Genomic DNA, 24068 nt, shown 5'->3' on the forward strand with positions numbered 1-24068 from the left:
GCAGGTTGTTTGGTTTGCTTCAACCCCCGAGGGGGAAGATTGAGGGGTTGTGCCTAGTGGCTGTCGGCGTGGAGCGCGCCTTCGATATAGATCGCAGTCAGCAGGGTGAAGACATATGCCTGGAGCACCATGATCAGGGCTTCGAGCATGTACATGGCGACGGCGCCAGCGAGCACGAGCACGGACGCGCCCTTGAGAAGGACGTTTTCCTGCATGACGAGGAACTCGATACCCGAGCCGGCGATCATCACAATGAGGTGCCCTGCCATCATGGTGGCGAAGAGACGGAGGCTGTGGGTTACCGGGCGGACCAGGAAGTTGGAGATGATTTCGATCGGCACGACGATAATCAGGATGGGCCACGGAATACCGGAAGGAACCGTGGCCAGCTTGAAGTACTTCAGGCCGTTCTTCTTGATGCCGATGCCGATCCAGGTGATGTACACGACTACGGCCAGCACATAGGCTCCGCCGACGTGCGAGAAGCTCGGCAGCTGGATCACGGGAATGGCGCCGTAGATGTTGTTCACCAGAATGAAGAAGAACAGGGAGAACAGGAGGGGCACGAACTTCATGAAGTCGCGTCCGCCGATAATGTCCTTGGCGATGCTGTTGCGGACGAAGCCGTAGGCCATCTCGCCCGCGAACTGCAGCTTGCCGGGAACCAGCTGCTGCTTGCGCGCAGCGAGGATGAAGAATGTAGCGATAAGGACGACCGACAGGATCACCAGCAACATCTGCTTGGAGAAGCCATCGCTCGCACCCCACGGCAGGATAGCCGGCAGGTGCATTTGGTCGATTCCGGGAGGAGTGAAGGTCCCTGAATCCTGGGCCGGGAGCGCAAGCACGATCAACGCGTTTCCTCTCTGCAGTGTCCATCATTGGGCGTTGTTGAGGATCCGGCCGCGTTTCTTGCAGCCATTTCCCGTGTGAAATTATTTGGCATTACTGTTCCCGTCCTGGGACGGACCACTGTCTGCTTTGCTTCCACCGGAAGACGAGCGATGACTTGTGAGGCCGTGCATATGGGAAAGATAGAACCCTCCTGCGGCTCCAAGCAGAGCGCCAAGGAGCACAATCCAGCGAGTCCCCCACAGATTATCCAGACCCCAGCCTATCAAACTCCAGACTATGATTCCGCCAACAATGTAGCTGAAGACGGCGATGCCGGCGTTGTATCCGCCGTCGTTTCCCTCGCTCGCAAACTCAGTGGAATCGCCGGGTTTTGCGGCACTGGGCGTGGTGGAGCGCCGCTTGTTCCTAGGAGTGAACATCGTCGCCCCCCTTGCCTGCTGCGGGGTCGTTGTAGATCTGGAGCCGGGCTTTGCTGAAGCCGTAGATTTCGGCCGCTTGCCACGAGACAACCGTGACGACGGCGCCAATCACGAACCAGCGTCCGTGCAGCCATGCGGGGGCTCCCAAGACGAACAGCACCACCGCGAAGCCGACGACCTTGACAAAGTAGCTGGCGACAAAAAGGCCGACCGCGCCAGAGGGGTTATCCCGGCCGACAAAATGGCCGATCAGGAGGCTGATGGCAAAAAATGCCATCACGATCGCCCCGCCGAATGCGGCAGAAAGGATTCCTACGCCACCGTTCATGACCGCCGCAACAGCCGAGGTGGCCGCGAGAGCCGCCACCGCCGTCGTCGAGCTGAGGAAAAGGAGCCGCAGCCACAGCGAAGACGTGGAGCGCGGGGCAGCAACGCCGCTCGAGTCGGACTGCTGTCCGCCGGCGTTGGAGGTCATGGGGATGCCAATCGTCGTGGCAAAAATGCCAAAGTCTCAAAAGGGTGGGTGCGCGGGCGAGTGACTGTCCGCCCTAGAATTCTACATGAGATAGAACTGTGATGTTAACGCCCTCGTCACACACCGTCTACTGGGCGGCGCGCCCTTTTCGGACAAAGTACGGCCAGGCTGTCACTCCGGCCATGATCAGCGCCGCCGCGATGTCGACGGTGAGGACCATCTCCCAAGGGAAGATGGCAAACGCCAGGCCGCCGAACGCCAGGATGCAGGTCCACACGTACATCATGAGCACCGCGGTGCGGTGGGTGTGGCCGAGCTCGATGAGCTTGTGGTGCAAGTGTCCACGGTCAGCCGACCAAGGCGACTGGCCACGTGCTGTCCGCCGCAATACCGCCAGGCCGAGGTCCAGCAACGGTAGCGAGAGAATCGCGAACGGCAGCAGGATGGGCACGATGGTCGGAATACCGTTGGCACGGTCGTACAGTCCTGAACTGATCTGGCCCGTGGAAACCACACCGGCCGAGGCCATCACGAGGCCCAAAAGCATGGCACCGGAGTCGCCCATGAAGATTTTGGCCGGGAACCAGTTATGCGGCAGAAATCCGATGCAACAGCCCACGATGATGGCCATCAGCAGCGCTGCCAGATCCGAGCGGTCCGTGAGTGTTGCGTTGCGGTGGACCCAATACGCCGTCAGGAAGAACGCAACCCCGCCGATCGCGGCGACGCCGGCTGCCAGGCCATCGAGGCCATCGATGAAATTGACTGCGTTCATGGTGGTCACAATGAGGAGGGCAGTCAGGACGATCCGCAGCGGTTCCGCCTCAATCCGTATGGGCTCCGGAACAAAGGGAATCACGGACATCTGCACGCCCCAGACCGCAACGATGGTAGCCGCCGTGCATTGGCCGATCAGCTTGACCCACCAGCGGATGTCCATCACATCGTCGGCAACACCGACCGCGACGATCACAAGGGCACCTGCGAGGATTCCCCACGGCGCAACGTTCCCATGGAAGATGTCCTTCACGAAGAACGAATTGCTGGCTACCACGAGGGCCACGGCAAAGCCGGCGAAAAGTCCCAGGCCACCGAGTCGGGAAATTGGCACCGAGTGCATATCCCGGCTGCGGATGGGGGCAAAAAGCCGAAGTTTGTTACCCATCTGGCGGGCTACCCACGTAGCGAGATACGACACGACGGCAGCCGTGAGCATCATGAGCGAATACATGATCACGTGGCGGCTCCTGTTGGCGGTGGTGGTGGATTCTGTCCCTGGCGACTAGCTGCCGGCACAACACCTGCAACACCTCTGCGCACCGCCGAATATTGCTGTACTACAGTTGGACACTGTCAAGATACTAGCGGCAACGGCGGCTTTGCTCCGTTTCACGCGCCCCTAGGGCGAGCCGGGAGGACCCTCCCCGCAACTGCCCGGAAGGAACCCTACATGCCTGTCTCCGTTGCCGTAGCGGCTGTCACCTTTGACCGCCCCGGAGAGCTAGCAGTCCTGCTCGACGCCATCAACAAGCAGTCCATGCCCGTGGACACCATTTGCCTCGTGGACAGCGGAACCACCCCTTCGCGGGAGCTTGCTTCAAGCCATCCAAAGGTGGACTACATCCGCTCAGAGGCGAACCTGGGCGGCGCGGGAGGCTTCGCCCTTGCGATCCTCAAGGCAGTGGCCAGCGGCGCCGAATGGGTCTGGATCATGGACGATGACGCCGAACCCGCCGATCCCACCTGTCTCGAAACCCTGGTTCGAGAGGCGGAGGCCCGCGGACTGGATGCCGTCGTGCCGCTCGTCGTGGCCCCCGGCCACCCGGACAAGCTCTCCTTCTTCTTCCGGATTGACGGCAAAGTGACCCACGAGCGCGCCGAAGTCGAGAAGGCGGGGTTCCTGCCCGACGTCGGGCACTTCTTCAACGGTGCGCTCATCCGTTCCACTGTCTTCTTCAAAGTGGGAGTGCCGGATATCCGGCTGTTCATCCGGGGCGATGAGGTCGACTTCATGATCCGCCTCAGGAAAGCGGGAATCCGCTTCGGTACGGTCGCCACGGCGTGGATCACCCACCCGCACGCGTTTTCCGAGACAAAACACGTCTTCGGCGCGCGCTGGCACGTGATCGTGCCGGATTCAGCGTTCAAGCGCTACTTCTACTACCGCAACCGGGGCTATTTGATCCGCCGCTACCGCCGCGGCAAGTCGATGGTGGCCGACGTCGGAGGCTACTTGGGCTATTTCCTCCCCCGCGGTGACTTCCGCGGGCTCGCGGAATGGTTCCGGGCATTTTCCGCCGGTTTGCGGGACAAGGGCTTCGGCCCGCTGGAAGACCAGAAGTTCTAACTGCCCTACTGGGCGCCTCGATTCAGGGTGCTGTTCCTGCCTTGCGGTTCTTGAAGGAGAGCCGACGGCGGACCAGCAGGCCTAGAAGCACCCATGGCTCACCGAAAACCCGGTAAGCGACGCGTCCCGGATGCAGGACGAGTCGCCAGGCCCATTCGAGCCCGAGCCGGCCGAGCCAGCGTGGAGCGAGCTTCTGGAGGCCCGCCAGCTGCTCGATGGCGCCGCCGACCGTGCAGTAGACGGCAGGCGGAAGCTCGTTGAGGCGGCGGTGCAGGACCGATTCCTGCAGCGGCATTCCCAGGCCAAGAAGCACCAGCTGCGGGCGGAATTCCGCGAGCCAGGCGACGGCGGCCTCTTCGCTGGCATCGTCCCAATTCTCGCCGGGCCGCCCCGCAACTTCGGCGCCGGGCACGATCTTGCGGAGGCGTTCCACGGTCTTGCTGTTGGCCTCGGGGCCGGCGCCGACGACGGCGATCCGGCGCAGTCCCTCGACGCCGCCGAGCGCAGGCACCCAGTCGGTGGATCCCAAACGGTATTCCATCAACCCCCCGGCTTCGCCGCGTGAACCTCCGCGGCGTCCAAGTCCCCAGAGCATGGCGACGGGCGCGCCGTCCATCAGCACCACATCGCTGCGTTCATAGAGACGGCGGAAGTCCGGGCTCGAATGAAACAACGTGACGCTGTGCAGATTGTGTCCGAGGACAACCTTCGTGGTGCCGTCCGAAACGTACCCGCTGATGGCCTCGATAAGTTCCTCGGCGCATAGTGCAGTGACGTCTACGTCCAGAAGGGGAACACGATCCCGGACCAGGCTCATTCGGCCCTGGTCTGCGTGTGAACAGCAGTCTCCGTGTGAACAGGGGCCTCCGTGTGAACAGCGGTCTCAGCCTGGTCCACCGGGGCCGTTTCCGGTTCCGCGGCTGACTCAGACGCGGTTTCAGTTTCCGGCGCGGTTTCAGTCTCCGTCGCCGGTTCCGGCGCGGTTTCGCCCAAGGCAAGCACCCCGGGAACAATCCCGCGAAGGCGTTCCAGCGAAATGGCACCATCGCGGACCACGCGGAGCGGCAGGGTGGTGGCGTCGACAATCGTGGACGCTACGGACTCGGTTCCCTCGGCTGGCCGGAAGCCGCCCTCAAGGTACACCTCGACCGATTCGGCAAGCTGGGTCCTCGCTTCGGCGGCTGTCTGCGCGGCCGCCTGACCGGTGCGATTTGCCGAGGACACCGCCAGCGGTCCGGTGCGGTTGAGCAGTTCGAGCGCAATTTCGTCGTCGGGCATCCGCAGGGCCACGGTTCCACGGGTCTCCCCCAGGTCCCAATCCAGGGACGGCTGCGCGTGGAAGATGAGGGTCAGGCCGCCCGGCCAGAAGGCTTCTGCCAGTTTGCGGGCTTCTTCCGAGACATCGGTTGCCAACCCGTCGAGCGCATTGAGCCGCGGGATCAGTACCGGGGGCGGCATATGGCGGCCACGGCCCTTTGAGACAAGCAGCATGGTCACGGCCTGCGGCGAGAACGCGTCGGCGGCAATGCCGTAGACGGTGTCCGTCGGCATGACGACACACTTTTTCTCGCTGATGGCACGCTGCGCGTGCTCCAGGCCTTCGGCGCGTTGTTCCTCTGACGTGCAGTTGTAGCTTGTGGTCACAGCGCTATTCTTTCATTTCCCGGAGGCAGCGATTGCCAACACTGCGCTCGTGGCACGTTCCTTGCCGTTGAGATCGAGGTGGGTGGTGACCTGCGTCCAGCAACCGGCGGCCTTCAGATGTTCGGAAATCCATCGTGCCTGTACCTCGGCGTGCTCCATCACGAAGAAGCCGCCGCCCTTGAGGAGCCGGGCGGCCGAGGCGGCAGCCGCCGTCGGAAGCTCCATCCCGTCCGCTCCCCCGCCGTACAGGGCCTCGGGCGGATCGTGCAGCGCCACTTCAGGTTCGTTCGGAATTGCTTCGGCCGGGATGTAGGGCGGATTGGAAACGACGACGTCGAAAGTTCCGTCGTGTTCGGGCAAGGCATCGCGGAGGTCTCCCTGCACGAGCTTCACCCCGAGTGGCTTCAGGTTCTTGGTGGCCCAGGCATGGGCGAACGTGCTGAATTCGACGGCGTGGACCTCTGCCCCGGGCACTTCGTGGGCGATCGAAGCTGCAATGGCGCCGGAGCCGGTGCCAAGGTCAACCACCTTGGGGCGATTGATTCCCTGGAGGTGGTCGATGACCAGTTGGACCACGGATTCCGTTTCCGGCCGCGGAATGAACACGCCCGGGCCCACGGCAAGCGTGAGGTAGCGGAAGTGTGCGACGCCGGTGATGTGCTGGAGCGGAACGCGCTGTGCCCGCTCGGCCACCAGGTCCGCGTAGCCATCCGGGGCGGCGGAATCACCAAGCAGCATGGCGCGCAGGCGGCCGAGGCCGACACCCAGGAGATGTTCCGCAAGGAGTTCCGCGTCCACGCGCGGAGTGGGGACTCCGGCGTCGGACAGGATGGTTGTTGCCTCACGCACGGCGTCGGCGAGGCTTTGGCCCGGAAAGAGCGTCATGAAGATCCTTGCAGGCTGTTACTCGCCCAGGGCATCCAGGCGGGACTGTTCATCCATTTCGATGGCCGATTGGATGACCGGCTCCAGGTCGCCGTTCATGACGGCGTCGAGGTTGTAGGCCTTGTAGCCGGTACGGTGGTCGGCAATCCGGTTTTCCGGGAAGTTGTACGTGCGGATGCGCTCGGAACGGTCCATGGTGCGGATCTGCGACTTGCGCTGGGCCGAGTTCTCGGCGTCGATCTGCTCCTGCTGATGGGCGAGGATACGGGCACGGAGGACGCGCATGCCGGCTTCACGGTTCTGGAGCTGGGACTTTTCGTTCTGCATGGCCACCACGATGCCCGTGGGGAGGTGGGTAATGCGGACTGCCGAGTCCGTCGTGTTGACGGACTGGCCGCCGGGACCCGAGGACCTGTAAACGTCGATCTTGAGGTCGTTCTGGTTGATTTCGAGCTCTTCGGGCTCGTCCACTTCCGGAAGGACGAGTACACCGGCCGCGGAAGTGTGGATGCGGCCCTGCGACTCCGTGACGGGAACACGCTGTACGCGGTGCACGCCGCCTTCGAACTTCAGGCGGGCATACACGCCTTCCGCGGGATCGTTCGAGTTGCCCTTGACGGCCATCTGGACGTCCTTGTAGCCGCCCAGATCCGATTCGGTGGCCGAGATGAGCTCGGTCTTCCAGCCGCGCGACTCCGCATAACGCGTGTACATGCGCAGCAGGTCCCCGGCGAAGAGCGCAGCTTCGTCTCCGCCTTCGCCGCCTTTGACCTCGAGAATGACGTTGCGGGCGTCGTCGGGATCGCGCGGGATCAGCAATCGCCTCAGTTTCTCCTGCGCTGCCGGGAGCTTCGCCTCGATTTCGTCTACCTCGGCAGCAAATTCGGCGTCCTCGGAGGCCATTTCCTTTGCCGCTTCAAGATCGTCCATGAGCCCGCGCCACCGGTTGTACGCCTCCACAATGCCCTGCAACTGGGCAGACCGCCGCCCCAACTTGCGGGCCAAAGCCTGGTCGGCATAAACAGCAGGATCGCTCAACTGCGCCTGGATAGCAGCATGCTCATCAAGCAATCCCTGTACGGACTCAAACATTTCAAAACCTCTTTCGACTTCTACAAGTCTAATAACTGCAACGCGGGGTCACTTACGGCCCATTCCGAGGGTCCGGATGGGCCGTATCTGACCCCGCGTTGCAACGGGAAGGGGCGGGGGCGGAACATTCGCGCGGCACCAACCGCACGAACGAACCAGCGCCCGCCCCTAAAACAGCTATTTGTCGTTGTCCGACTTGGCTCCAAGAGTCGTCTTCTGTACCTGCATGAGGAACTCGACGTTGCTCCCGGTCTCCCGGATCTTGTTGGTCAGGAGTTCAAGGCTCTGCTGGGTCTCGAGTCCGGACAGGACGCGGCGCAGCTTCCACATGATCTTGACTTCTTCAGGCGAAAGCAGGTTCTCTTCGCGACGGGTACCCGAAGCGTTGACGTCCACGGCCGGGAAGATGCGCTTGTCCGCCAGCTGGCGGGACAGGCGGAGCTCCATGTTGCCCGTGCCCTTGAACTCTTCGAAGATGACTTCGTCCATCTTGGAACCGGTCTCCACGAGGGCGGTTGCCAGGATGGTCAGCGAGCCACCGTTTTCGATGTTGCGCGCAGCACCGAAGAAGCGCTTCGGCGGGTAGAGCGCAGCGGAGTCGACGCCACCGGACAGGATGCGGCCGGAGGCCGGCGCTGCCAGGTTGTAGGCGCGTCCCAGGCGGGTCATGGAGTCCAGGAGGACCACCACGTCCATGCCCATTTCCACGAGGCGCTTGGCGCGTTCGATGGAAAGCTCGGCAACCGTGGTGTGGTCATCGGCGGGACGGTCGAAGGTCGAGGCAATGACCTCACCCTTGACGGTGCGCTGCATGTCCGTGACTTCTTCGGGACGTTCGTCGACCAGCACCATCATGAGGTGGACCTCAGGGTTGTTGGTGGTGATCGCGTTCGCGATGGACTGCAGGATGAGCGTCTTGCCGGCCTTGGGCGGGGAGACGATCAGGCCGCGCTGGCCCTTGCCGATCGGGGCCACTAGGTCGATGACGCGCGGGCCGATCTTCTTGGGATCCGTTTCGAGGCGCAGGCGCTCGGACGGGTACAGCGGGACGAGCTTGGCGAATTCGACGCGGTCCTTGAGCTCTTCGGGCGTCTTGCCGTTGACCGAGGTGACCCGGACGAGCGCGTTGAACTTCTGGCGCGCGGACTGCTGGCTGCGGTCCTCGCCGTCACGCGGGGCGCGGATTGCGCCGACGACGGCGTCACCCTTGCGCAGGTTGTATTTCTTGACCTGGGCGAGGGACACATACACGTCGTTGGCGCCGGGCAGGTAACCGGACGTGCGGATGAACGCGTAGTTCTCCAGTACATCGAGGATGCCGGCAACCGGCAGCAGGACGTCGTCCTCGGTGACCTCGACGTCGTCGACGTCCGGGCCCTGGCCGCGGCCGCGACGGCGTTCGTTGCGGTCGCGGAAGCGGTCGCTGCGGGTGTTCCCATCTCGGTTGTCACGGTTGTCCTGCGGACCCTGGCGGTCGTTGCGGTCGCGACGGTTGCGACGATTGCGGCGGTTGCCGGTGTCATCGCCGTCGTTCGTGTCTTCGCGACGCGTACGGGTGGTGTCGCGGCGTTCGCGCTGGCCGAGTTCGCCGGCCTCAACCGAGGCCTGCTCGCCCTGGCGCGGCTGGGTTTGACGCTGCTCGGCCTGACGCTGTTCGGGCTGGCGCTGCTCGGGCTGACGTTGTTCGGCCTGGCGCTGCTCGGGCTGACGCTGTTCGGCCTGGCGCTGTTCCACGCGGGGCTGTTCTGCCTGGGGCTGCTCGGCAGCGCGGGTCTCATTGGCTTCACCGGTCTCCGCAGGAGCGGCCTCGCCACGACGACGGTTCCGCGTGCGCGGCTGGCGGCGTTCGCCTGCGGCCTCGCTTGCTTCGGCGACGGGAGCGGCAGGAGCCTCGACGGCGACGGCGGGAGCCTCCGCGGTTTCCGCTGCGGCAGGAGCGGCAACAACACCGTCGCTGGTGGCGCGACGGCTTCGGCCACGGCCACGTGCCCGGGTGCCGTCCTGCGCGGGAGCTTCGGTGGATGATGCGGCAGGTGCGGCAGTGGTCTCAGCTTCCGGGGCAGGCGCGGCTTTTGCTGCCACGGCCTTGGCCGCGGCAGGAGCCTTGCTCGTGGTTGCGCCGGCACGGTGGGCCGAGATAGCCGAGACCAAGTCCCCCTTGCGCATCCGGGATCCGCCCGAAATGCCCAGCTGACTGGCGAGAGCCTGGAGCTGCGCGAGCTTGAGGCCTGCAAGGCCGCTGCTCTTAGCGGTTGCGGCCGTTGATTCAGCTGCAGAAGATGTTGTGTCCACAGCTGAAGCCAGCTCAGTGGTTTCTGTCACGAAGGATCCTTCCCCCTCGACGGCGTCCAGACCTAGAGCTGGACGCGATGATTTGTTCTGGACTGCAGTTCAGATCTGCAGCCGTGATTTCGGTCTTGCCGGTTTAGTTTCAGCAGGGCCGGATACTAATACGTCTTCGATGCTCCGGCGGGCGGGGCGCGGGCTGACGGTTCGGGTAACAGAAAGGGTTCTGTGGCACCTGCGACAGGCCGATAAGGAGACGACACCGGCAGACTTCGACACAGTAGGAGACGGGAACGGCATTAAGCCGGGATCCAATGTCAGGGAACTGCCCGCGGTTCTACCGCCAGTGCAAGTCCACTCTAGCACCTTCAACGTCCACTGCCAGTGTCATCACGCGCCACGCAACGTCCGGAGTGTTATCCGCGGTGAACGTGGTGATCATTTCGGCAATCGCCTCGGCTTCGTCCGCGCCGTTGGCCAATGCCAGAACTGTGGGTCCGGCTCCCGAAACGACAGCCGCATGGCCCGAAGACCGCAATGCCTTGATCAGCGCCGCACTTGGCCGCATTGCCTCTGCACGGTAGCTCTGGTGCAGGTAGTCCTCGGTTCCGGCAAGCAGGAAACGGGGGTCGGCCGTCAATGCGTGGATCAGGAGCGCAGCGCGTCCTGAGTTCATGGCCGCTGCGTGGTGGCCGACGGAGGCGGGCAGCAAACCGCGGGCAGTCTCGGTGGACAGTTCGTAGTCAGGCACGGCCACGATCGGGATGACCGATGGGACCACCTCTGCACGGGTGCTGCTGTACTGCTCGCTGTCCTGCCATGACAACGCCAGTCCGCCGAAAATCGCGGGTGCGACGTTGTCCGGGTGCCCTTCCATCTCGCTCGTAAGTTGCAGGATCCATTCGCGGTCACGCTGGTCGGATTCGGGTACCAGGGCGTTGGCCGCGGTCACGGCGGCGACCACTGCCGAGGCCGAGGAGCCAAGTCCGCGCCCGTGCGGGTTGACGTTGTCCGCAATGATCCTGAGGCCGCTGTGCCGGAAACCAAGTCGTTCCAAGGCCGTGTTGAGGGCACGCACGACGAGGTGGCTGGCATCGCGGGGGAGGGTCTCGGCTCCCTCACCGGAGAGCTCGAACTCGAGCTCTCCGGTGGTGAGTGTTTCGACAGTCAGGGTGTCGTAGATCGACAATGCCAGGCCGAGGCTGTCATAGCCGGGGCCCAGGTTGGCGCTCGTACCCGGGACCCTGACGGTCAGCTGCTGGCCTGCCGCGACAAGCTTAAGACCGGTCGCGGTGGGCTGCGTGGTTTCCACTCTTAGTTTTCTTCCAGTCCCAGTTCGGATGCCACGGTCACGACGTCGTTCGGTACCTTGACCGGCTGGACCTCGCTGCCGTCTTCGGTGCGGAGGGCCCACTGCGGGTCTTTGAGTCCGTGTCCGGTGACGGTGATGACAATCGTCTTGCCGGTGGGAACCTCGCCTGCCGCGTGCTTCTTGATGAGGCCGGCAACGCCTGCCGCGGAACCGGGTTCCACAAAGACGCCTTCCTTGGCGGAGAGCCAGCGGTGGGCATCGAGGATTTCCTCGTCGGTCACGGCGTCGATGAAGCCGCCGGATTCATCGCGTGCTGCGATGGCCGTGTCCCAGGATGCCGGGTTGCCGATACGGATGGCCGTGGCGATCGTGTCCGGTTCGGTGATGGGGTGGCCTGCCACGAACGGTGCCGCGCCTGCTGCCTGGAATCCCCACATGGCCGGCGTTTTGGTGGAAACGGCGGGAAGGGTGCCGGCGGTTGCGGACTCGAAGGGCGCGGAATACTCCTTGTAGCCCTTCCAGTACGCGCTGATGTTGCCCGCGTTGCCCACCGGCAGGATGTGGATGTCCGGAGCGTCTCCGAGGGCGTCGACGATTTCGAAGGCACCGGTCTTCTGGCCCTGGATACGCGCCGGGTTGACGGAGTTCACAAGGAACACCGGGTAGGACTCGCCGAGCTTGCGGGCGATGTCCAGGCAGTTGTCGAAGTTGCCGTCAACCTGCAGGAGCGTGGCACCGTGCGCGATGGCCTGGCTGAGCTTGCCCATGGAGATCTTGCCTTCGGGGACCAAAACGGCGCACTTCAGCCCGGCGGCCGTGGCGTAGGCTGCGGCGGAGGCCGAGGTGTTGCCCGTGGAGGCGCAGACGACCGCCTTGGCGCCTGCTTCGACAGCCGCCGTCATGGCCATCGTCATGCCGCGGTCCTTGAAGGACCCGGTGGGGTTCATGCCCTCCACCTTCAGGTACACAGTGGATCCGGTGAGTTCGGAGAGCTTCTGCGCGTGGACGAGCGGAGTTCCGCCCTCGCCGAGGGTAATGACCTTCGTGGCTTCCGTTACGGGCAAACGATCAGCATATTCGCGGATTACTCCGCGCCATTGGTGAGCCACTTAGACCCCTTCTACCCGCAGGACGGATGTCACAGAATTGATGACGTCCAGGCCCTTGACGGCCTCGACGGTTGCCGCGAGTGCGGCTTCGGATGCGCGGTGGGTGACGATCTTCAGCTCGGCCGACTCAACCTTCGAGGCGGCATCGCGGTGGATCGTCTGGCGCATGATTTCGATCGATACGCCGTGCTCCGCGAAGATGTGGGTGATCCGGGCCAGCACTCCGGCCTGGTCGGCAACGTCGAGGCCGATGTAGTAGCTCGTGGTCGAGGCGTCGATCGACAGCGCGGGCACGTATCCGGTGGTGGTCTCGGTACGACCGGGACCGCCAAGCACCACCCGGCGGGCCGCCGAGACGAGGTCGCCCAGGACGGCAGACGCCGTCGGGGTTCCACCGGCGCCCTGGCCGTAGAACATCAGCTGGCCAGCGTTCTCGGCTTCGATGAAGACTGCGTTGAACGCACCGCGAACGGCTGCAAGCGGGTGTTCGCGAGGCAGGAGGGTGGGGTGGACGCGGACTGAGATGCCGCCTTCGCCGTTGGGGTTGTCGATCTTCTCGGCGATGGCGAGCAGCTTGATGACGAAGCCTGCTTCTTTCGCAGCAGCGATATCCGCTGCACTGACCTTTGTGATGCCTTCGCAGTAGACGTCTTCGAGGGCGAAGCGCGTGTGGAAGGACAACGATGCGAGGATGGCGGCCTTGGCGGCGGCGTCATGGCCTTCGACGTCGGCTGTCGGGTCGGCTTCCGCGTATCCGAGCCGTTGGGCCTCGGCCAGCGCGTCGGCGAACTGCGCACCGGTGCTGTCCATTTGGTCGAGGATGAAGTTGGTGGTGCCGTTGACGATGCCCAGGACCCGGGTGATGCGGTCGCCGGAGAGGCTGTCGCGGATGGGACGCAGGATCGGAATGGCTCCGGCGACGGCGGCCTCATAGGAGAGCTGGACGCCGGCCTTGTCGGCCTCTTCGTAGAGCGTGGGGCCATCCTGTGCAAGGAGCGCCTTGTTGCCGGTCACGACGCAAGCGCCATTCTGCATCGCGGTCAGGATGAGCGAACGGGCCGGCTCGATGCCACCCATGAGCTCGATCACCAGATCGGCGTCCTTGACCAAGGTATCGGCGTCGGTGGTGAACAGCTCGCGCGGCAATTTGACGTCGCGCTCTGAATCAATGTTTCGCACGGCGATGCCTGACAGCTGCAACCGTGCGCCACTGCGGGCCGCCAGGGCGTCGGCGTCGTCAAGGAGAATCCGCGCTACCTGGGCTCCCACGTTGCCACAGCCCAGCAGGGCCACCTTCAGGGTTCGCACTTCAGACATTCGCCACTCCCATGTCGCGGTTCAAGAGATCTTCTTCGGTTTCCCCGCGGACGATCAGCCGGGCGGATCCATTGCGCACAGCGACAACGCCAGGCCTGGCCAGATAGTTGTAGTTGCTTGAGAGGGCCCAGCAGTAAGCGCCGGTTCCCGGTACAGCGAGCAGATCACCGGCTGCCACGTCTTCGGGCAGATATACATCTCTAACAACTATGTCGCCGCTCTCGCAATGTTTGCCCACTACTCGGGACAGTTGCGGGGCGGCGTCCGAGGTCCGCGAGGCGAGAATGGCCGAATAATCCGCGTCGTACAGCACCGGACGGGCGTTGTCGCTCATCCCACCGTCCACCGACACATAGCGGCGCGGGAACGTAACGTTTTCCTTGCCCGCGCCATCTGCCGGCGCATCAACGCGAACCGTTTTCAGCGTCCCGACCTCGTACAGGGTGAAAGTGCTGGTGCCCACGATTGCGCGGCCGGGTTCGATCGAAATGCGCGGCGAGGTGATGCCCAGTTCAGCGCACTTGGAGCGTACGACGGCGGCCATCGCCTGCGCGATTTCGGCCGGCGGGCGGGGGGTGTCCACCGGCGTGTAGGCAATGCCGTAGCCACCGCCCAGATCCAGCTCCGGCAAGACGATGGAGTACTTCGCCTGCATCGCGGCGAGGAAATCCAACAGTTTCTCGGCTGCCAGGGCGAAGCCGTCAGGTTCGAAGATCTGGGAGCCGATGTGGCAATGCAGGCCCAGGAGTTCCACATTGGCGTACGAGGTGGCCGCAGCGACGGCTTCTTCGGCGGCCGAGAGGCCGGCTGACTCCGTAGTATCCCCGGCCATGGAGAGACCGAACTTTTGGTCCTCGTGGGCCGTGGCGATGAATTCGTGGGTGTGGGCGTGGACGCCGGGAGTCAACCGCAGCATCACCTTCGCCGTCTCGCCGCGGCCGGAGGCAATCTTGGCAACCCGCTCAAGCTCATCGAGGCTGTCCACCACGATGCGTCCGAGCTTCATGTCCAATGCCCGGTTGATCTCGGCATCGGACTTGTTGTTGCCGTGCAGCCCCAAATTGGCGCCGTCGATGCCGGCCCGGGCCGCGACGGCGAGCTCGCCGCCTGAGCACGTGTCCAAGCGCAGGCCTTCCTCGGCCACCCAGCTGGCCACGGCGGTGCACAAGAAGGACTTTCCGGCGTAGTAGACGTCCACTCCCCCGCAGATGTCCTCGAAAGCTGCATCAAAGGCATTCTTGAAGGAGCGGGCACGGGCACGGAAATCGCCCTCGCTCATGACGAACAGCGGGCTGCCGAACTGCGCCTTGAGCTCACTGACGGGAACCCCGTCAATGGCGAGTTCGCCTTCGTCGTTCCTCTGCACGCCTTCGGCCCACATCGTCGCGTGAAGCGCGTTCACGTCCTCCGGCACGGCGAGCCATTCGGGGGCAAGGGGTGAGGCTGTGGCGCTGTTTGGGCTTTGCTGCACGCCGATCACATCCGTTCCGGAGCTGAAACGCCAAGGAGTTCAAGTCCATTGGCCAGTACCTGGCTCGTGGCGTCGTTGAGCCACAGCCGCGTGCGGTTGACGTCCTGCACCGGTTCGTCGCCGAGCGGCGAAACACGGCAGGCGTCGTACCAGCGGTGGTAGGCGCCGGCGATGACCTCGAGGTGGCGGGCCACCCGGTGCGGTTCGCGGAGCTCCGCGGCCTTGGCCACGATGGACGGATAGCTGCCGAGGTAGGACAGCAGCTCGTTCTCGGTGGCGTGGTCAAGCAGGGACGCGTCGAATGCGCTGTGGTCCACGCCGGCCTCGATCGCGTTGCGTGCTGTGCCGCGGGAGCGGGCATGCGCATACTGCACGTAGAACACAGGGTTTTCGTTGCTGTTCTTCTTGAGCAGTTCCGGATCCAGCGTCAGCGGCGAATCAGCGGGGAAGCGCGCGAGCGAGTAACGCACGGCGTCCTTTCCGAGCCACTCGATAAGGTCCTTGAGCTCGATGATGTTGCCGGCACGCTTGGACAGCTTGGCGCCGTTGACGGACACCAGCTGTCCGATCAGGACCTCGATGTTGACCTCGGGGTCATCGCCCGCACAGGCGGCGATGGCCTTGAGCCGGTTGATGTAGCCGTGGTGGTCGGCCCCGAGCAGGTAGATCTTCTCGGTGAAGCCGCGGTCCTTTTTCGACAGGTAGTAGGCGGCATCGGCGGCGAAATACGTGGGTTCGCCGTTGGCCCGGATCATCACGCGGTCCTTGTCGTCGCCGAAGTCCGTGGTGCGCAGCCAGACTGCCCCGCCGTCGTCGAACACGTGGCCCTGCTCCCGGAGGCGGGCAACGGCCGATTCGATCGCACCGCCGTCGTGCAGTTCCTGCTCGGAGAAGAAGACGTCGAAAGCCACGCCGAACTCGGCCAGCGTGTCCTTGATGTCCTTCATCTGGGCCTGGTAGGCGGCGAAACGGATCACCGGCAGTGCTGCCTCGTCGGTCAGCTCGCGGATTGCCGGATGGGCCTTGAGGACCTCGTCGCCGAGTTCCCGGATGTATTCACCGGGGTAGCCGCCCTCAGGAACGCCGCGTCCGTGCAGGCGGGACAGTACCGAGTTCGCAAAAACGTTCATCTGCGATCCGGCGTCGTTGATGTAGTACTCCGCAGTGACGTCCGCACCGGAGGCGCGAAGGACGCGGGCAATCGAGTCGCCCAGGGCGGCCCAACGCGTGTGGCCGATGTGCAACGGTCCCGTGGGGTTGGCCGAGACGAATTCCATGTTGACCACATGGCCTGCGAGCGCCTGGTTGGTTCCGTAGGAGCTTCCCGCCGAGACGATGACCTTGGCCAGCGCGCCGGCGGCGGCTGCATCCACGGTGATGTTGAGGAAGCCCGGGCCCGCGATATCCACGGCGGTGACGCCGTCGATCGCTTCCAGTCGCTTGCTCAGGATCGTGGCGAATTCACGCGGGTTGGTCCCGGCATGCTTGGAAAGCTGCAAGGCAATGTTGGTGGCCCAGTCGCCGTGCTCCCGGTTCTTCGGTCGCTCCACGCGCACGTCCTCGGGGAGGGCAGATTCGGAAAGCGCAAGCTCGCCGGCGGCGACAGCGTCTTTCAGGCAGGCGGATATGGCGGCTGAGAGTTCTTCGGGAGTCACCCGTCTAGCCTACCGGTGGGGCTTGCAACTGGTGGAATTCTTATGCTTAGCAATGCGCACACGCGGGCACCAGCGCGCACCCAGCCGGCGCTCAGCTTCGGCCAGTAGAGCTCCCAGACTGAACCGATAGGCTGAAATCAACGTCAATCGTGTGATCGGCCCACGGCCCGGAGCACTTGCATTGACCCTTTTTCTTGTCCAGATGACTTGTCCAATTGAAACGAGCAAAACCATGACTACGCCGCTCCGCAAGGGCCTTCTGGTGGGCGCCGCCGGCCTCTCCCTGGCCAGTTCGGTGGCAGCTTGCGCCCCCTCGGCCCAAGGCAGCACCCCTCAAAAGACCTCCACGATTTCCGGCCCGTACAAGGACGGTACCTACAGCGCGGACGGTGACTACATTTCACCCAACGGCGGCGAAACCGTGGGCGTCCAACTGACCTTGGCCGGTGGCACTATTTCCGCGGTGGACATCACCGTCCATGCCAACAACCCGAACACCAAGGAATTCCAAGGACAGTTCAAGAACGGCATCGCCGCGCAGGTGGTCGGCAAGAAACTGGACGAGATCAACGTCTCAAAGGTGGCCGGCTCCTCGCTGACCAGCGAAGGATTCAACAAGGCCGTGGAAACCATCAAGTCCGAGGCCAAATAGGCGCATGACGCACACGGGGTGGGCCGTTTTCGGCTTCGACGGTATCGGGACCAAATGGGAAATCTCGACGCCGGAGGAACTCCCGGAGCGGGTGCGGGCTAGTCTGCTCGGTGTTGTTGAGGACTACGACCGAAGCTACTCACGTTTCCGGGACGACTCCCTGCTTGCCAGGCTCGCCCGTGAACCCGGCACCGTGACCCTCCCGGCCGGGGCAGGAGAGCTGGAGCAGCTTTTCACAAAGCTGTACCGCCTCAGCAACGGCGCCATGACGCCGCTCATCGGTGGCAGCCTCGAGCGACTGGGCTACGGGGCGGACTATGCCTTGCGGGCCCTCGGCCACCCGGTACCGGCACCGCGGTGGGAAGACGTCCTGGAGTGGAAGGGCACGGCGATCTCCGCTTCCGCACCGGTGGTGCTGGACATCGGTGCCGCCGGGAAGGGCCAATTGGTGGACCTTGCGGCCGGGGTCCTGCGCTCAGCGGGAATAACGGAGTTCCTTGTCGACGCCAGCGGCGACATGCTCCATTCCGGGGCGGAACCATTGGGCGTAGCCCTCGAACACCCCTACGACCCCGCCCAGGCGATCGGCGTCGTCGAACTCCACGGCGGCGCCCTGTGCGCTTCCGCAGCGAACCGGCGTGCGTGGGCCGACGGACTGCACCATGTCCTCGACGGCGCGACTGGTCGCCCGATAGAAACGGTAGTGGCCACGTGGACCATGGCTGCCACCGCGATGGAAGCCGATGCCCTGGCCACGGCGCTCTTCATGGTGGATCCGAAGGTGCTAGAGGGAGAATTCGATTTCTCCTGGCTCAAGGTCTATTCGGACGGACACGCCGCCTATTCGGCCGGCTTCGAAGGGACACTGTTCTCATGATTGCCATCAAAGCGCGTGTTGATGCCTGGCTTGGCCGTTTCACGATGTACCGGCTGATCCTCTGGGTCCTTGCCGTGCTCGCGGTGTACAGCATGGTGTTGAACGCCTTGGGCTGGCTGAGCTTCGGGCTGCCTGAAATGCTGGTCCACCTGGCGCTGTGCCTGGGTTTAACGTATGCATCCAACCGGCTCGTGGCCATGCTCTTCAAGGTCCAGCCGCATTCGGAGTCCTCGCTCATCACGGGGCTTCTGTTGTACTTCCTGTTCTGGCCCACTGAGCTGATTCCCTCGGTCCAGATCCTCGATCTGGCCGGAGTCGCACTGGCGTGTGTCCTCGCCTCGGCCTCCAAATACGTCGTGGCCTTCCGAGGCCGGCATATTTTCAACCCCGCCGCGGCGGGCGCCTTCATCGCCGGGCTCACCGGATTGAACATCGCCACGTGGTGGGCGGCAACTCCGGCCATGCTGTGGCTCCTGGTCCCCGGAGTGCTGCTTGTGCTGTACCGGACTCTGAAGGTGCTTATGGCCTGCGCTTTCCTCGTGGTGGCGGTGTCGGTGGTGTGCGCCGTGCTCCTGCGGGGCGGCATGGCCTTCGGCCCGGCCTTGTGGCAGCCGATCTCGCAGCAGCCGCTTCTGTTCTTCGTCGGCTTCATGCTCACCGAGCCCCTCACCCTGCCTCCCCGTCGTTGGCAGCAGGTGACGCTTACCGTCGTCGTGGCCTTGTTGTTTGCGGTGCCTTATAACCTGGCCGGCGTCGTCGCCAATTCGCCGGAGCTCGCGCTGCTCATCGGGAACCTCCTCGCCTTCCTCGTGGGACAGCGGGGCCGAATCATGCTGACCTTCAAGGGTTCGCGTCCCCTGACGCCCTTCACCACCGAATTCCGTTTTGAGCCACGACGGCCCGTCCGATTCCTCCCGGGGCAGTTCATGGAACTCAACCTGCCGCACTCGCGCTCGGACGGGAAAGGACGGCGACGGGTCTTCAGCATCACCAGCGCGCCGGACTCGCCCGAGATGACATTCGGCGTCGGCACGGCGGAACCTGTCTCGGCCGCCAAGCGCGCGTTGCTCGCACTTGAGCCTGGAGAGTGCGTCCAGGGAACCGCCGTGGGCGGCGACTTTGTCTTACCGCTCGACGCCGGCAAACCCGTGCTGCTCATCGCCGCGGGAATCGGGATTGCCCCTTTCCTTTCCCAGCTGGCGTCCGGCGATTCCGCGCGAAGGGACATCGTCGTGTTGTATCTCGCCCCCAGCGCCGCCGAACTTGCCGGGAGCGATGTCCTGGCGGCCTCCGGCGCACGGGTCATCGCCCGCCTTTCGGACGGTTCCCCACCGCCGTCGTTCATGCACGACGCCGGGCGGAGCCGCATCGACGGCGACTCGCTGCGGGAGCTCATCCCTGATGTCGCCGAGCGTGACGTGTACGTCTCCGGGTCCCCGGCAAACGTGGACACCCTTCGCTCTGCCGCCCGCCATGCCGGAGCCCGACGAATCCATGTGGACGCTTTCGCGGGCTACTGACGGCTCGCCGCCGCCCGTTTTCCATTGCGGTTTTCCATTGCACTGCGAGGACCTGCTAAGCTCGTGGACGTCCCTCCGGCAACGGACGGGAGCCCCGGATGCCCTCGTAGCTCAGGGGATAGAGCGTCTGCCTCCGGAGCAGAAGGCCGTAGGTTCGAATCCTATCGAGGGCACAACAGAAATCCCCGCCAGTTCAAGGAACCGGCGGGGATTTTCTTTGCCTCGCCGGGTTTCGGGAATGTCGGATTCTGCTCAATCATTCGAATGGACAAATTCCGGGCCCGCGGGATCACGGGACCGGCAACTTCGGGCGGAGAGAATGATCCAGCAGAATCCGACGCTATCCAAGCAAGCCCCTCCCATACACAGGTTTTGTCCCATAACCCGGGCCTCGGGGTCGTAGACAGCGGACATGCCGCACCGGGCCGGCTAAAAAGTCTGTGGCCGCTCCTAAGCTGTTCGTACCCGTCCAACAGGTACGAAAGGGTTCGCCGTGATTTGTTCCATCATTCCTCCCTATATGCTGCGAAGGCTGGCGGCCCAGCGCGAGCCGCGCCTGCGGGTGATTGCCCGCGCGGCCAAGGAATCCCTGCTGCACATCAAGAACCTCCAGGCGGTCCGGGCGCTTCCGGTGCCGGTCCCGGTGCCCACAGCGCGCCAAGCCAAGCCCGGGCCGCCCAAGCGGACCATCTACGACGCCGGCTCCACCGAAGCCTTGCCCGGCAAGCTCGTCCGAAAAGAGAAAGGTCAGGCGACAGGCGACCCAGCCGCCGATGAAGCCTACGACGGGCTGGGCGAAACCCACGCCCTTTACTCAGGGGCGTTCAGCCGGAACTCGATCGACGGCGCCGGGCTGAAACTCGATGCCACTGTCCACTACGGCGAGCTGTATGACAATGCCTTCTGGAACGGCAGCCAAATGGTCTTCGGTGACGGCGATGGCGAGATCTTCCAAAGGTTCACGAAGTCGCTCAGCGTGATCGGGCACGAGCTCGCCCACGGCGTCACCCAGTACACGGCGGCCCTCGCCTACCGGAACCAGGCCGGGGCCCTCAACGAGTCCATGTCGGATGTTTTCGGGGCACTTGTGGAGCAGTATGCCAAAAAGCAATCCGCTGCCGAGGCCAGCTGGCTGATCGGTGAGGGCTTGTTCACCGACGCCGTCCAAGGCACCGCGCTCCGTTCCATGAAAGCACCAGGGACTGCGTATGACGACGACGTGCTCGGCAAGGATCCGCAACCGGACTCCATGGACAAGTACGTCCGCACCGCCGCGGACAACGGCGGTGTGCACATCAACTCAGGCATCCCCAACCGGGCGTTCTCCCTTATTGCCCTGGAGCTGGGCGGCAATGCCTGGGAGGCGCCGGGACAGATCTGGTACAACACGCTGACCAGCGGCTCACTGCCTGCCACGTGCACCTTCGGACGCTTCGCAAAGGCCACAGCGGCGGCGGCGGAGGAGCTCTTCGGCGCCGGTTCAAACGAGCATGACGCAGTCCATAAGGCGTGGGAAACTGTGAAGGTAAAGCTCTAGCAGCACCCTCCAGAGCAGTGGAAGCCGCAGAACATGAAAATCACTGTCCAGCGCAGCGGCGGCGTCGCCGCGATCACACGCGTCTGGACCGTGGATGCCGCCACGCCCGAAGACAAGCGACGCTGGACGCCGATCGTGGAGGCCTGCCCTTGGGACCAAGTGCCATCCCACAGTCAAGCCCGCGCACTAGCGGCCGCGCAGACAGCCGGGACAGCAGCCGGGCAGGCCGACCGGTTCATGTATTCGATCCGCGCCGGACAACATCGGGCCACAATTCCGGAGACTGATGTCACCGGGCCTTGGCATACCCTCGTGGAGAACGCCAAGGTAGAGGGCCGGGAGACCCTCCGCCGCTAGCCCACCTCCGCCAACTGGCCGCGGAAAGCCCTGCGGTACGACTGCGGGCTCGTGGCCAGGACCTTGGCGAAGTGGTGCCGCAGCAGCACGGAATGCCCGAACCCGGCTTCGCGCGCAACCTCGTCGATGTTCAGCTCCGTGGTTTCCAGGAGTTCCTGGGCCCGGAGCACCCGTTGCGAGTTGAGCCAGGCCGCCGGCGTGGCACCCGTTTCGGCCCGGAACCGGCGGGCGAAGGTCCGGGCGGACATGTGCAGCCGGGTCGCCAGTTCGTTGACGCTGTGGTCCCGATCGAGGTTCTCCACCATCCAGCGCAGCAATGCCTCCATGGGCGCAGAGCCGCACGCGGGCATGGGCCGGTCAATGAACTGGGCCTGCCCGCCGTCGCGGTGTGGCGGAACCACCATGTCGCGGGCAATGGCAGCAGCGACATTGGCGCCCAACTCCACACGGACCAGATGCAGGCAGGCGTCAATCCCGGCGGCCGTGCCGGCACTTGAGATGATCGTTCCGTCCTGGACGTAGAGCACATTTTCGTCCACGTGAATCTTCGGGTACCTGCTGGCGAGGTCCTGTGAATAGTGCCAGTGCGTGGTGCAGCGGCGCCCGTCAAGGAGTCCTGCACGCGCAAGCGCGTACGCCCCGGAGCAAATCGACATGACCCAAGCCCCGCGCACATGCGCCGCCCGCAGCGCATCCAATACAGACTCCGGGACGTCCTCATCCCGTCCATACGGGGCCATGATGACCAGGTCGGCGTCGGCCGCCGCTTCCAGGCCCAGGCCGACATGCATCGACAGGCCGGACTTCATCTTCACGTCTCCGGGGACGGGAGTGCAGACCCTGAAGTCAAAACCGGGAACGCCACTCCCCCGGTCCGCTCGGTCAATGCCGAAGACCTCGCAGGCGGTTCCGAATTCGAAGATCGAGAAGTTGGGAACAACAATGATTGCCACCGTTTTCAACATAAATCCAGTGTGGCAGAAAATGGCTTAAACGGGTCGTTTCTGCCACTGTTTCTTGAAGGGGATCGGGAACACGATGGAGTCATGGAATTCATCGGAGTCTTGCTCTTCATCGTCCTCATCATCACCGCCGCCGCTTCCATCTCAGCGGTCCTTCGGGACGGCCGCGGCCACCTTCCCGACCGTTCCGAGCCTTGGACCGCGCGGGACCTGCCTGACAACTCATGCTGGACACTGCGCGCCTTCTAAGCACAGCCTGCTCCCCAACACCGACGACTTTTGTCCGCATCGTGGGCTAGATTCAATGCCATGATCCAGACGTCCGCCAGACTGCTGCAATTGCTGTCCTTGCTGCAGGTCCGGCGCGAATGGACCGGCCCGGCATTGGCCACGCGGATGGGTGTCACCGAGCGCACCGTCCGCCGCGACATCGACAAGCTCCGGAACCTTGGCTACCCCATCCATGCCTCGCCGGGCATAGCCGGCGGCTACCAACTGGGCGCCGGGGCGCAGCTCCCGCCGTTGCTGCTCGACGACAATGAAGCACTGGCGGTCGCCCTGGGGCTGAACTCAGTGGCGGCGGGTCCCGTGGCAGGTATCGGCGAAGCATCCGTTCGCGCCCTTGCCAAGCTCGAGCAGGTGCTGCCCGCACGACTCCGCCCGAAGTTCGCGATGCTCAAGGCCGCTGTCACGACTCTGCCCAGTAACGCGGCGTCGGTGGACCCGCAGCAGCTCACGGTGGTCTCTGCTGCGATTGCGGACAAGCGACAACTCAGTTTCGATTATGTCAAGGCCGACGGCGAGGCCGGCCGGCGCCTGGTGGAGCCATACCGGCTGGTGGACACCGGGCGGCGCTGGTACCTGGTCGCTTGGGACGTGGACCGGGAAGACTGGCGCACGTTCCGCGCCGACCGGATCGCCTCACTTCCGGCTGAACGGAAAAAGTACGTGCCGCGCCCCTTGCCGGCCAAGGACCTCGCGGACTACGTCCAGCGCTCCGTAACCCGCTCGCCTTACCGCTACGACGTCGTCGTGCGCCTCCACGCCCCCATCGGCGAGGTGGCCGCCGTCGTCGGCCCGCAGCTCGCGAGCTTGAGCGACGACGGCGGGAACGCGACCCTGCTCCGTGCCGGCTGGGACAGCCTGGCGCAGCCAGCGGCGCACCTCGCAGCGCTCGACATGGACTTTGAGATCATCTCTCCGGAGGAATTCAAGGAGTACGCCCGCACCATGGCCGGGCGATTGGAAAAGGCCGCAGGGAACCACGCACTGCAAGGCGACGTGCCGCCACAGTAG

23 protein-coding genes and 1 tRNA gene are annotated in these 24068 nt (G+C 64.2%); 9 read left to right on the forward strand and 15 right to left on the reverse strand.

Going from position 1 to position 24068, the window contains the following annotated elements:
* Positions 1 to 53: 53 nt before the first annotated feature.
* The 4 genes from atpB to AB4Z38_RS02265 form a co-directional block, all read right to left on the reverse strand.
* Positions 54 to 854 carry a F0F1 ATP synthase subunit A gene (gene atpB / locus AB4Z38_RS02250; protein ID WP_441428190.1) on the reverse strand — a complete coding sequence of 267 codons (801 nt, stop codon included), beginning with the start codon at positions 852 to 854 and terminating at the stop codon, positions 54 to 56.
* Between the two features lie 81 nt (positions 855 to 935).
* Complete coding sequence (locus AB4Z38_RS02255; RefSeq protein WP_441428191.1) at positions 936 to 1274, reverse strand: hypothetical protein; 339 nt, start codon at positions 1272 to 1274, stop codon at positions 936 to 938.
* Positions 1261 to 1749 carry a hypothetical protein gene (locus AB4Z38_RS02260; protein ID WP_441428192.1) on the reverse strand — a complete coding sequence of 163 codons (489 nt, stop codon included), beginning with the start codon at positions 1747 to 1749 and terminating at the stop codon, positions 1261 to 1263. Before AB4Z38_RS02260 ends, AB4Z38_RS02255 begins: the two co-directional genes overlap by 14 nt.
* A gap of 127 nt (positions 1750 to 1876) precedes the next feature.
* On the reverse strand, positions 1877 to 2986 hold the full coding sequence (locus AB4Z38_RS02265) for an MraY family glycosyltransferase (RefSeq protein ID WP_441428193.1): 1110 nt from the start codon (positions 2984 to 2986) through the stop codon (positions 1877 to 1879).
* Between the two features lie 213 nt (positions 2987 to 3199).
* Here AB4Z38_RS02265 and AB4Z38_RS02270 point away from each other — a divergent pair, with 213 nt between their 5' ends.
* On the forward strand, positions 3200 to 4096 hold the full coding sequence (locus AB4Z38_RS02270) for a glycosyltransferase (protein ID WP_441428194.1): 897 nt from the start codon (positions 3200 to 3202) through the stop codon (positions 4094 to 4096).
* A gap of 22 nt (positions 4097 to 4118) precedes the next feature.
* Here the strand turns inward: AB4Z38_RS02270 and AB4Z38_RS02275 are convergent, their stop codons facing one another.
* From AB4Z38_RS02275 to argS, 10 genes are all read right to left on the reverse strand, one after another.
* A complete protein-coding gene (locus AB4Z38_RS02275) occupies positions 4119 to 4913 on the reverse strand; it encodes a WecB/TagA/CpsF family glycosyltransferase (RefSeq protein ID WP_441428195.1) in 795 nt (264 codons plus the stop codon).
* Positions 4910 to 5740, reverse strand: a complete 831-nt coding sequence (locus AB4Z38_RS02280; RefSeq protein WP_441428196.1) for an L-threonylcarbamoyladenylate synthase — start codon at positions 5738 to 5740, stop codon at positions 4910 to 4912. The genes AB4Z38_RS02275 and AB4Z38_RS02280 overlap by 4 nt, the downstream gene beginning before the upstream one ends.
* Positions 5741 to 5752: 12 nt before the next feature.
* The gene (gene prmC / locus AB4Z38_RS02285; RefSeq protein ID WP_441428197.1) at positions 5753 to 6625 is read right to left on the reverse strand and encodes a peptide chain release factor N(5)-glutamine methyltransferase; all 873 of its coding nucleotides are present in this window, start codon (positions 6623 to 6625) and stop codon (positions 5753 to 5755) included.
* An 18-nt stretch (positions 6626 to 6643) separates the two neighbouring features.
* Positions 6644 to 7717 (reverse strand): peptide chain release factor 1, encoded by a 1074-nt coding sequence (gene prfA, locus AB4Z38_RS02290; protein WP_441428198.1) that lies wholly within the window; start codon positions 7715 to 7717, stop codon positions 6644 to 6646.
* A gap of 177 nt (positions 7718 to 7894) precedes the next feature.
* Positions 7895 to 10039 carry a transcription termination factor Rho gene (rho, locus tag AB4Z38_RS02295; RefSeq protein WP_441428199.1) on the reverse strand — a complete coding sequence of 715 codons (2145 nt, stop codon included), beginning with the start codon at positions 10037 to 10039 and terminating at the stop codon, positions 7895 to 7897.
* 301 nt (positions 10040 to 10340) lie between these two features.
* Positions 10341 to 11315 (reverse strand): homoserine kinase, encoded by a 975-nt coding sequence (gene thrB / locus AB4Z38_RS02300; RefSeq protein ID WP_441428200.1) that lies wholly within the window; start codon positions 11313 to 11315, stop codon positions 10341 to 10343.
* Between the two features lie 2 nt (positions 11316 to 11317).
* Positions 11318 to 12424 (reverse strand): threonine synthase, encoded by a 1107-nt coding sequence (gene thrC / locus AB4Z38_RS02305; RefSeq protein ID WP_441428201.1) that lies wholly within the window; start codon positions 12422 to 12424, stop codon positions 11318 to 11320.
* Positions 12425 to 13741, reverse strand: a complete 1317-nt coding sequence (locus AB4Z38_RS02310; protein WP_441428202.1) for a homoserine dehydrogenase — start codon at positions 13739 to 13741, stop codon at positions 12425 to 12427.
* Positions 13734 to 15212 carry a diaminopimelate decarboxylase gene (gene lysA / locus AB4Z38_RS02315; RefSeq protein WP_441428203.1) on the reverse strand — a complete coding sequence of 493 codons (1479 nt, stop codon included), beginning with the start codon at positions 15210 to 15212 and terminating at the stop codon, positions 13734 to 13736. Before lysA ends, AB4Z38_RS02310 begins: the two co-directional genes overlap by 8 nt.
* Positions 15213 to 15217: 5 nt before the next feature.
* Positions 15218 to 16867: an arginine--tRNA ligase gene (gene argS / locus AB4Z38_RS02320; protein WP_441428204.1), complete on the reverse strand. Its 1650-nt coding sequence runs from the start codon at positions 16865 to 16867 to the stop codon at positions 15218 to 15220.
* A 232-nt stretch (positions 16868 to 17099) separates the two neighbouring features.
* On the opposite strand from argS, the gene AB4Z38_RS02325 reads away from it, so the two are divergent.
* The 6 genes from AB4Z38_RS02325 (at position 17100) to AB4Z38_RS02350 (ending at position 21810) form a co-directional block, all read left to right on the forward strand.
* Complete coding sequence (locus tag AB4Z38_RS02325; protein ID WP_284984702.1) at positions 17100 to 17519, forward strand: FMN-binding protein; 420 nt, start codon at positions 17100 to 17102, stop codon at positions 17517 to 17519.
* A gap of 4 nt (positions 17520 to 17523) precedes the next feature.
* A complete protein-coding gene (locus tag AB4Z38_RS02330) occupies positions 17524 to 18396 on the forward strand; it encodes an FAD:protein FMN transferase (RefSeq protein WP_441428205.1) in 873 nt (290 codons plus the stop codon).
* On the forward strand, positions 18393 to 19916 hold the full coding sequence (locus tag AB4Z38_RS02335) for an FAD-dependent oxidoreductase (protein ID WP_441428206.1): 1524 nt from the start codon (positions 18393 to 18395) through the stop codon (positions 19914 to 19916). The genes AB4Z38_RS02330 and AB4Z38_RS02335 overlap by 4 nt, the downstream gene beginning before the upstream one ends.
* 100 nt (positions 19917 to 20016) lie before the next feature.
* A tRNA-Arg gene (locus AB4Z38_RS02340) sits at positions 20017 to 20089 on the forward strand.
* A 347-nt stretch (positions 20090 to 20436) separates the two neighbouring features.
* Positions 20437 to 21453 carry a M4 family metallopeptidase gene (locus AB4Z38_RS02345; protein WP_441428266.1) on the forward strand — a complete coding sequence of 339 codons (1017 nt, stop codon included), beginning with the start codon at positions 20437 to 20439 and terminating at the stop codon, positions 21451 to 21453.
* Between the two features lie 33 nt (positions 21454 to 21486).
* Positions 21487 to 21810 (forward strand): protealysin inhibitor emfourin, encoded by a 324-nt coding sequence (locus AB4Z38_RS02350; protein ID WP_441428207.1) that lies wholly within the window; start codon positions 21487 to 21489, stop codon positions 21808 to 21810.
* Here the strand turns inward: AB4Z38_RS02350 and AB4Z38_RS02355 are convergent.
* A complete protein-coding gene (locus AB4Z38_RS02355) occupies positions 21807 to 22775 on the reverse strand; it encodes a GlxA family transcriptional regulator (RefSeq protein ID WP_441428208.1) in 969 nt (322 codons plus the stop codon). The two genes, AB4Z38_RS02350 and AB4Z38_RS02355, sit on opposite strands and share 4 nt — an antisense overlap.
* A gap of 81 nt (positions 22776 to 22856) precedes the next feature.
* On the opposite strand from AB4Z38_RS02355, the gene AB4Z38_RS02360 reads away from it, so the two are divergent.
* Both AB4Z38_RS02360 and AB4Z38_RS02365 read left to right on the forward strand, forming a co-directional pair.
* The gene (locus tag AB4Z38_RS02360; protein ID WP_441428209.1) at positions 22857 to 23021 is read left to right on the forward strand and encodes a hypothetical protein; all 165 of its coding nucleotides are present in this window, start codon (positions 22857 to 22859) and stop codon (positions 23019 to 23021) included.
* A gap of 60 nt (positions 23022 to 23081) precedes the next feature.
* The gene (locus AB4Z38_RS02365; protein ID WP_441428210.1) at positions 23082 to 24068 is read left to right on the forward strand and encodes a helix-turn-helix transcriptional regulator; all 987 of its coding nucleotides are present in this window, start codon (positions 23082 to 23084) and stop codon (positions 24066 to 24068) included.

Source organism: Arthrobacter sp. 2RAF6 (genome assembly GCF_052115205.1).
Classification (GTDB): Bacteria; Actinomycetota; Actinomycetes; order Actinomycetales; family Micrococcaceae; genus Arthrobacter.

Bases quoted from the DNA above. Each gene is read 5' to 3' on its own strand.
- AB4Z38_RS02310 (WP_441428202.1), bottom strand. From the start codon at position 13,741: ATGTCTGAAGTGCGAACCCTGAAGGTGGCCCTGCTGGGCTGTGGCAAC.
- AB4Z38_RS02335 (WP_441428206.1), top strand. From the start codon at position 18,393: ATGATTGCCATCAAAGCGCGTGTTGATGCCTGGCTTGGCCGTTTCACG.
- AB4Z38_RS02260 (WP_441428192.1), bottom strand. From the start codon at position 1,749: ATGACCTCCAACGCCGGCGGACAGCAGTCCGACTCGAGCGGCGTTGCT.
- AB4Z38_RS02355 (WP_441428208.1), bottom strand. From the start codon at position 22,775: ATGTTGAAAACGGTGGCAATCATTGTTGTTCCCAACTTCTCGATCTTC.
- AB4Z38_RS02350 (WP_441428207.1), top strand. From the start codon at position 21,487: ATGAAAATCACTGTCCAGCGCAGCGGCGGCGTCGCCGCGATCACACGC.
- AB4Z38_RS02275 (WP_441428195.1), bottom strand. From the start codon at position 4,913: ATGAGCCTGGTCCGGGATCGTGTTCCCCTTCTGGACGTAGACGTCACT.
- AB4Z38_RS02345 (WP_441428266.1), top strand. From the start codon at position 20,437: ATGCTGCGAAGGCTGGCGGCCCAGCGCGAGCCGCGCCTGCGGGTGATT.
- AB4Z38_RS02325 (WP_284984702.1), top strand. From the start codon at position 17,100: ATGACTACGCCGCTCCGCAAGGGCCTTCTGGTGGGCGCCGCCGGCCTC.
- AB4Z38_RS02255 (WP_441428191.1), bottom strand. From the start codon at position 1,274: ATGTTCACTCCTAGGAACAAGCGGCGCTCCACCACGCCCAGTGCCGCA.
- AB4Z38_RS02270 (WP_441428194.1), top strand. From the start codon at position 3,200: ATGCCTGTCTCCGTTGCCGTAGCGGCTGTCACCTTTGACCGCCCCGGA.
- AB4Z38_RS02365 (WP_441428210.1), top strand. From the start codon at position 23,082: ATGATCCAGACGTCCGCCAGACTGCTGCAATTGCTGTCCTTGCTGCAG.
- prfA (WP_441428198.1), bottom strand. From the start codon at position 7,717: ATGTTTGAGTCCGTACAGGGATTGCTTGATGAGCATGCTGCTATCCAG.
- AB4Z38_RS02360 (WP_441428209.1), top strand. From the start codon at position 22,857: ATGGAATTCATCGGAGTCTTGCTCTTCATCGTCCTCATCATCACCGCC.
- prmC (WP_441428197.1), bottom strand. From the start codon at position 6,625: ATGACGCTCTTTCCGGGCCAAAGCCTCGCCGACGCCGTGCGTGAGGCA.
- AB4Z38_RS02330 (WP_441428205.1), top strand. From the start codon at position 17,524: ATGACGCACACGGGGTGGGCCGTTTTCGGCTTCGACGGTATCGGGACC.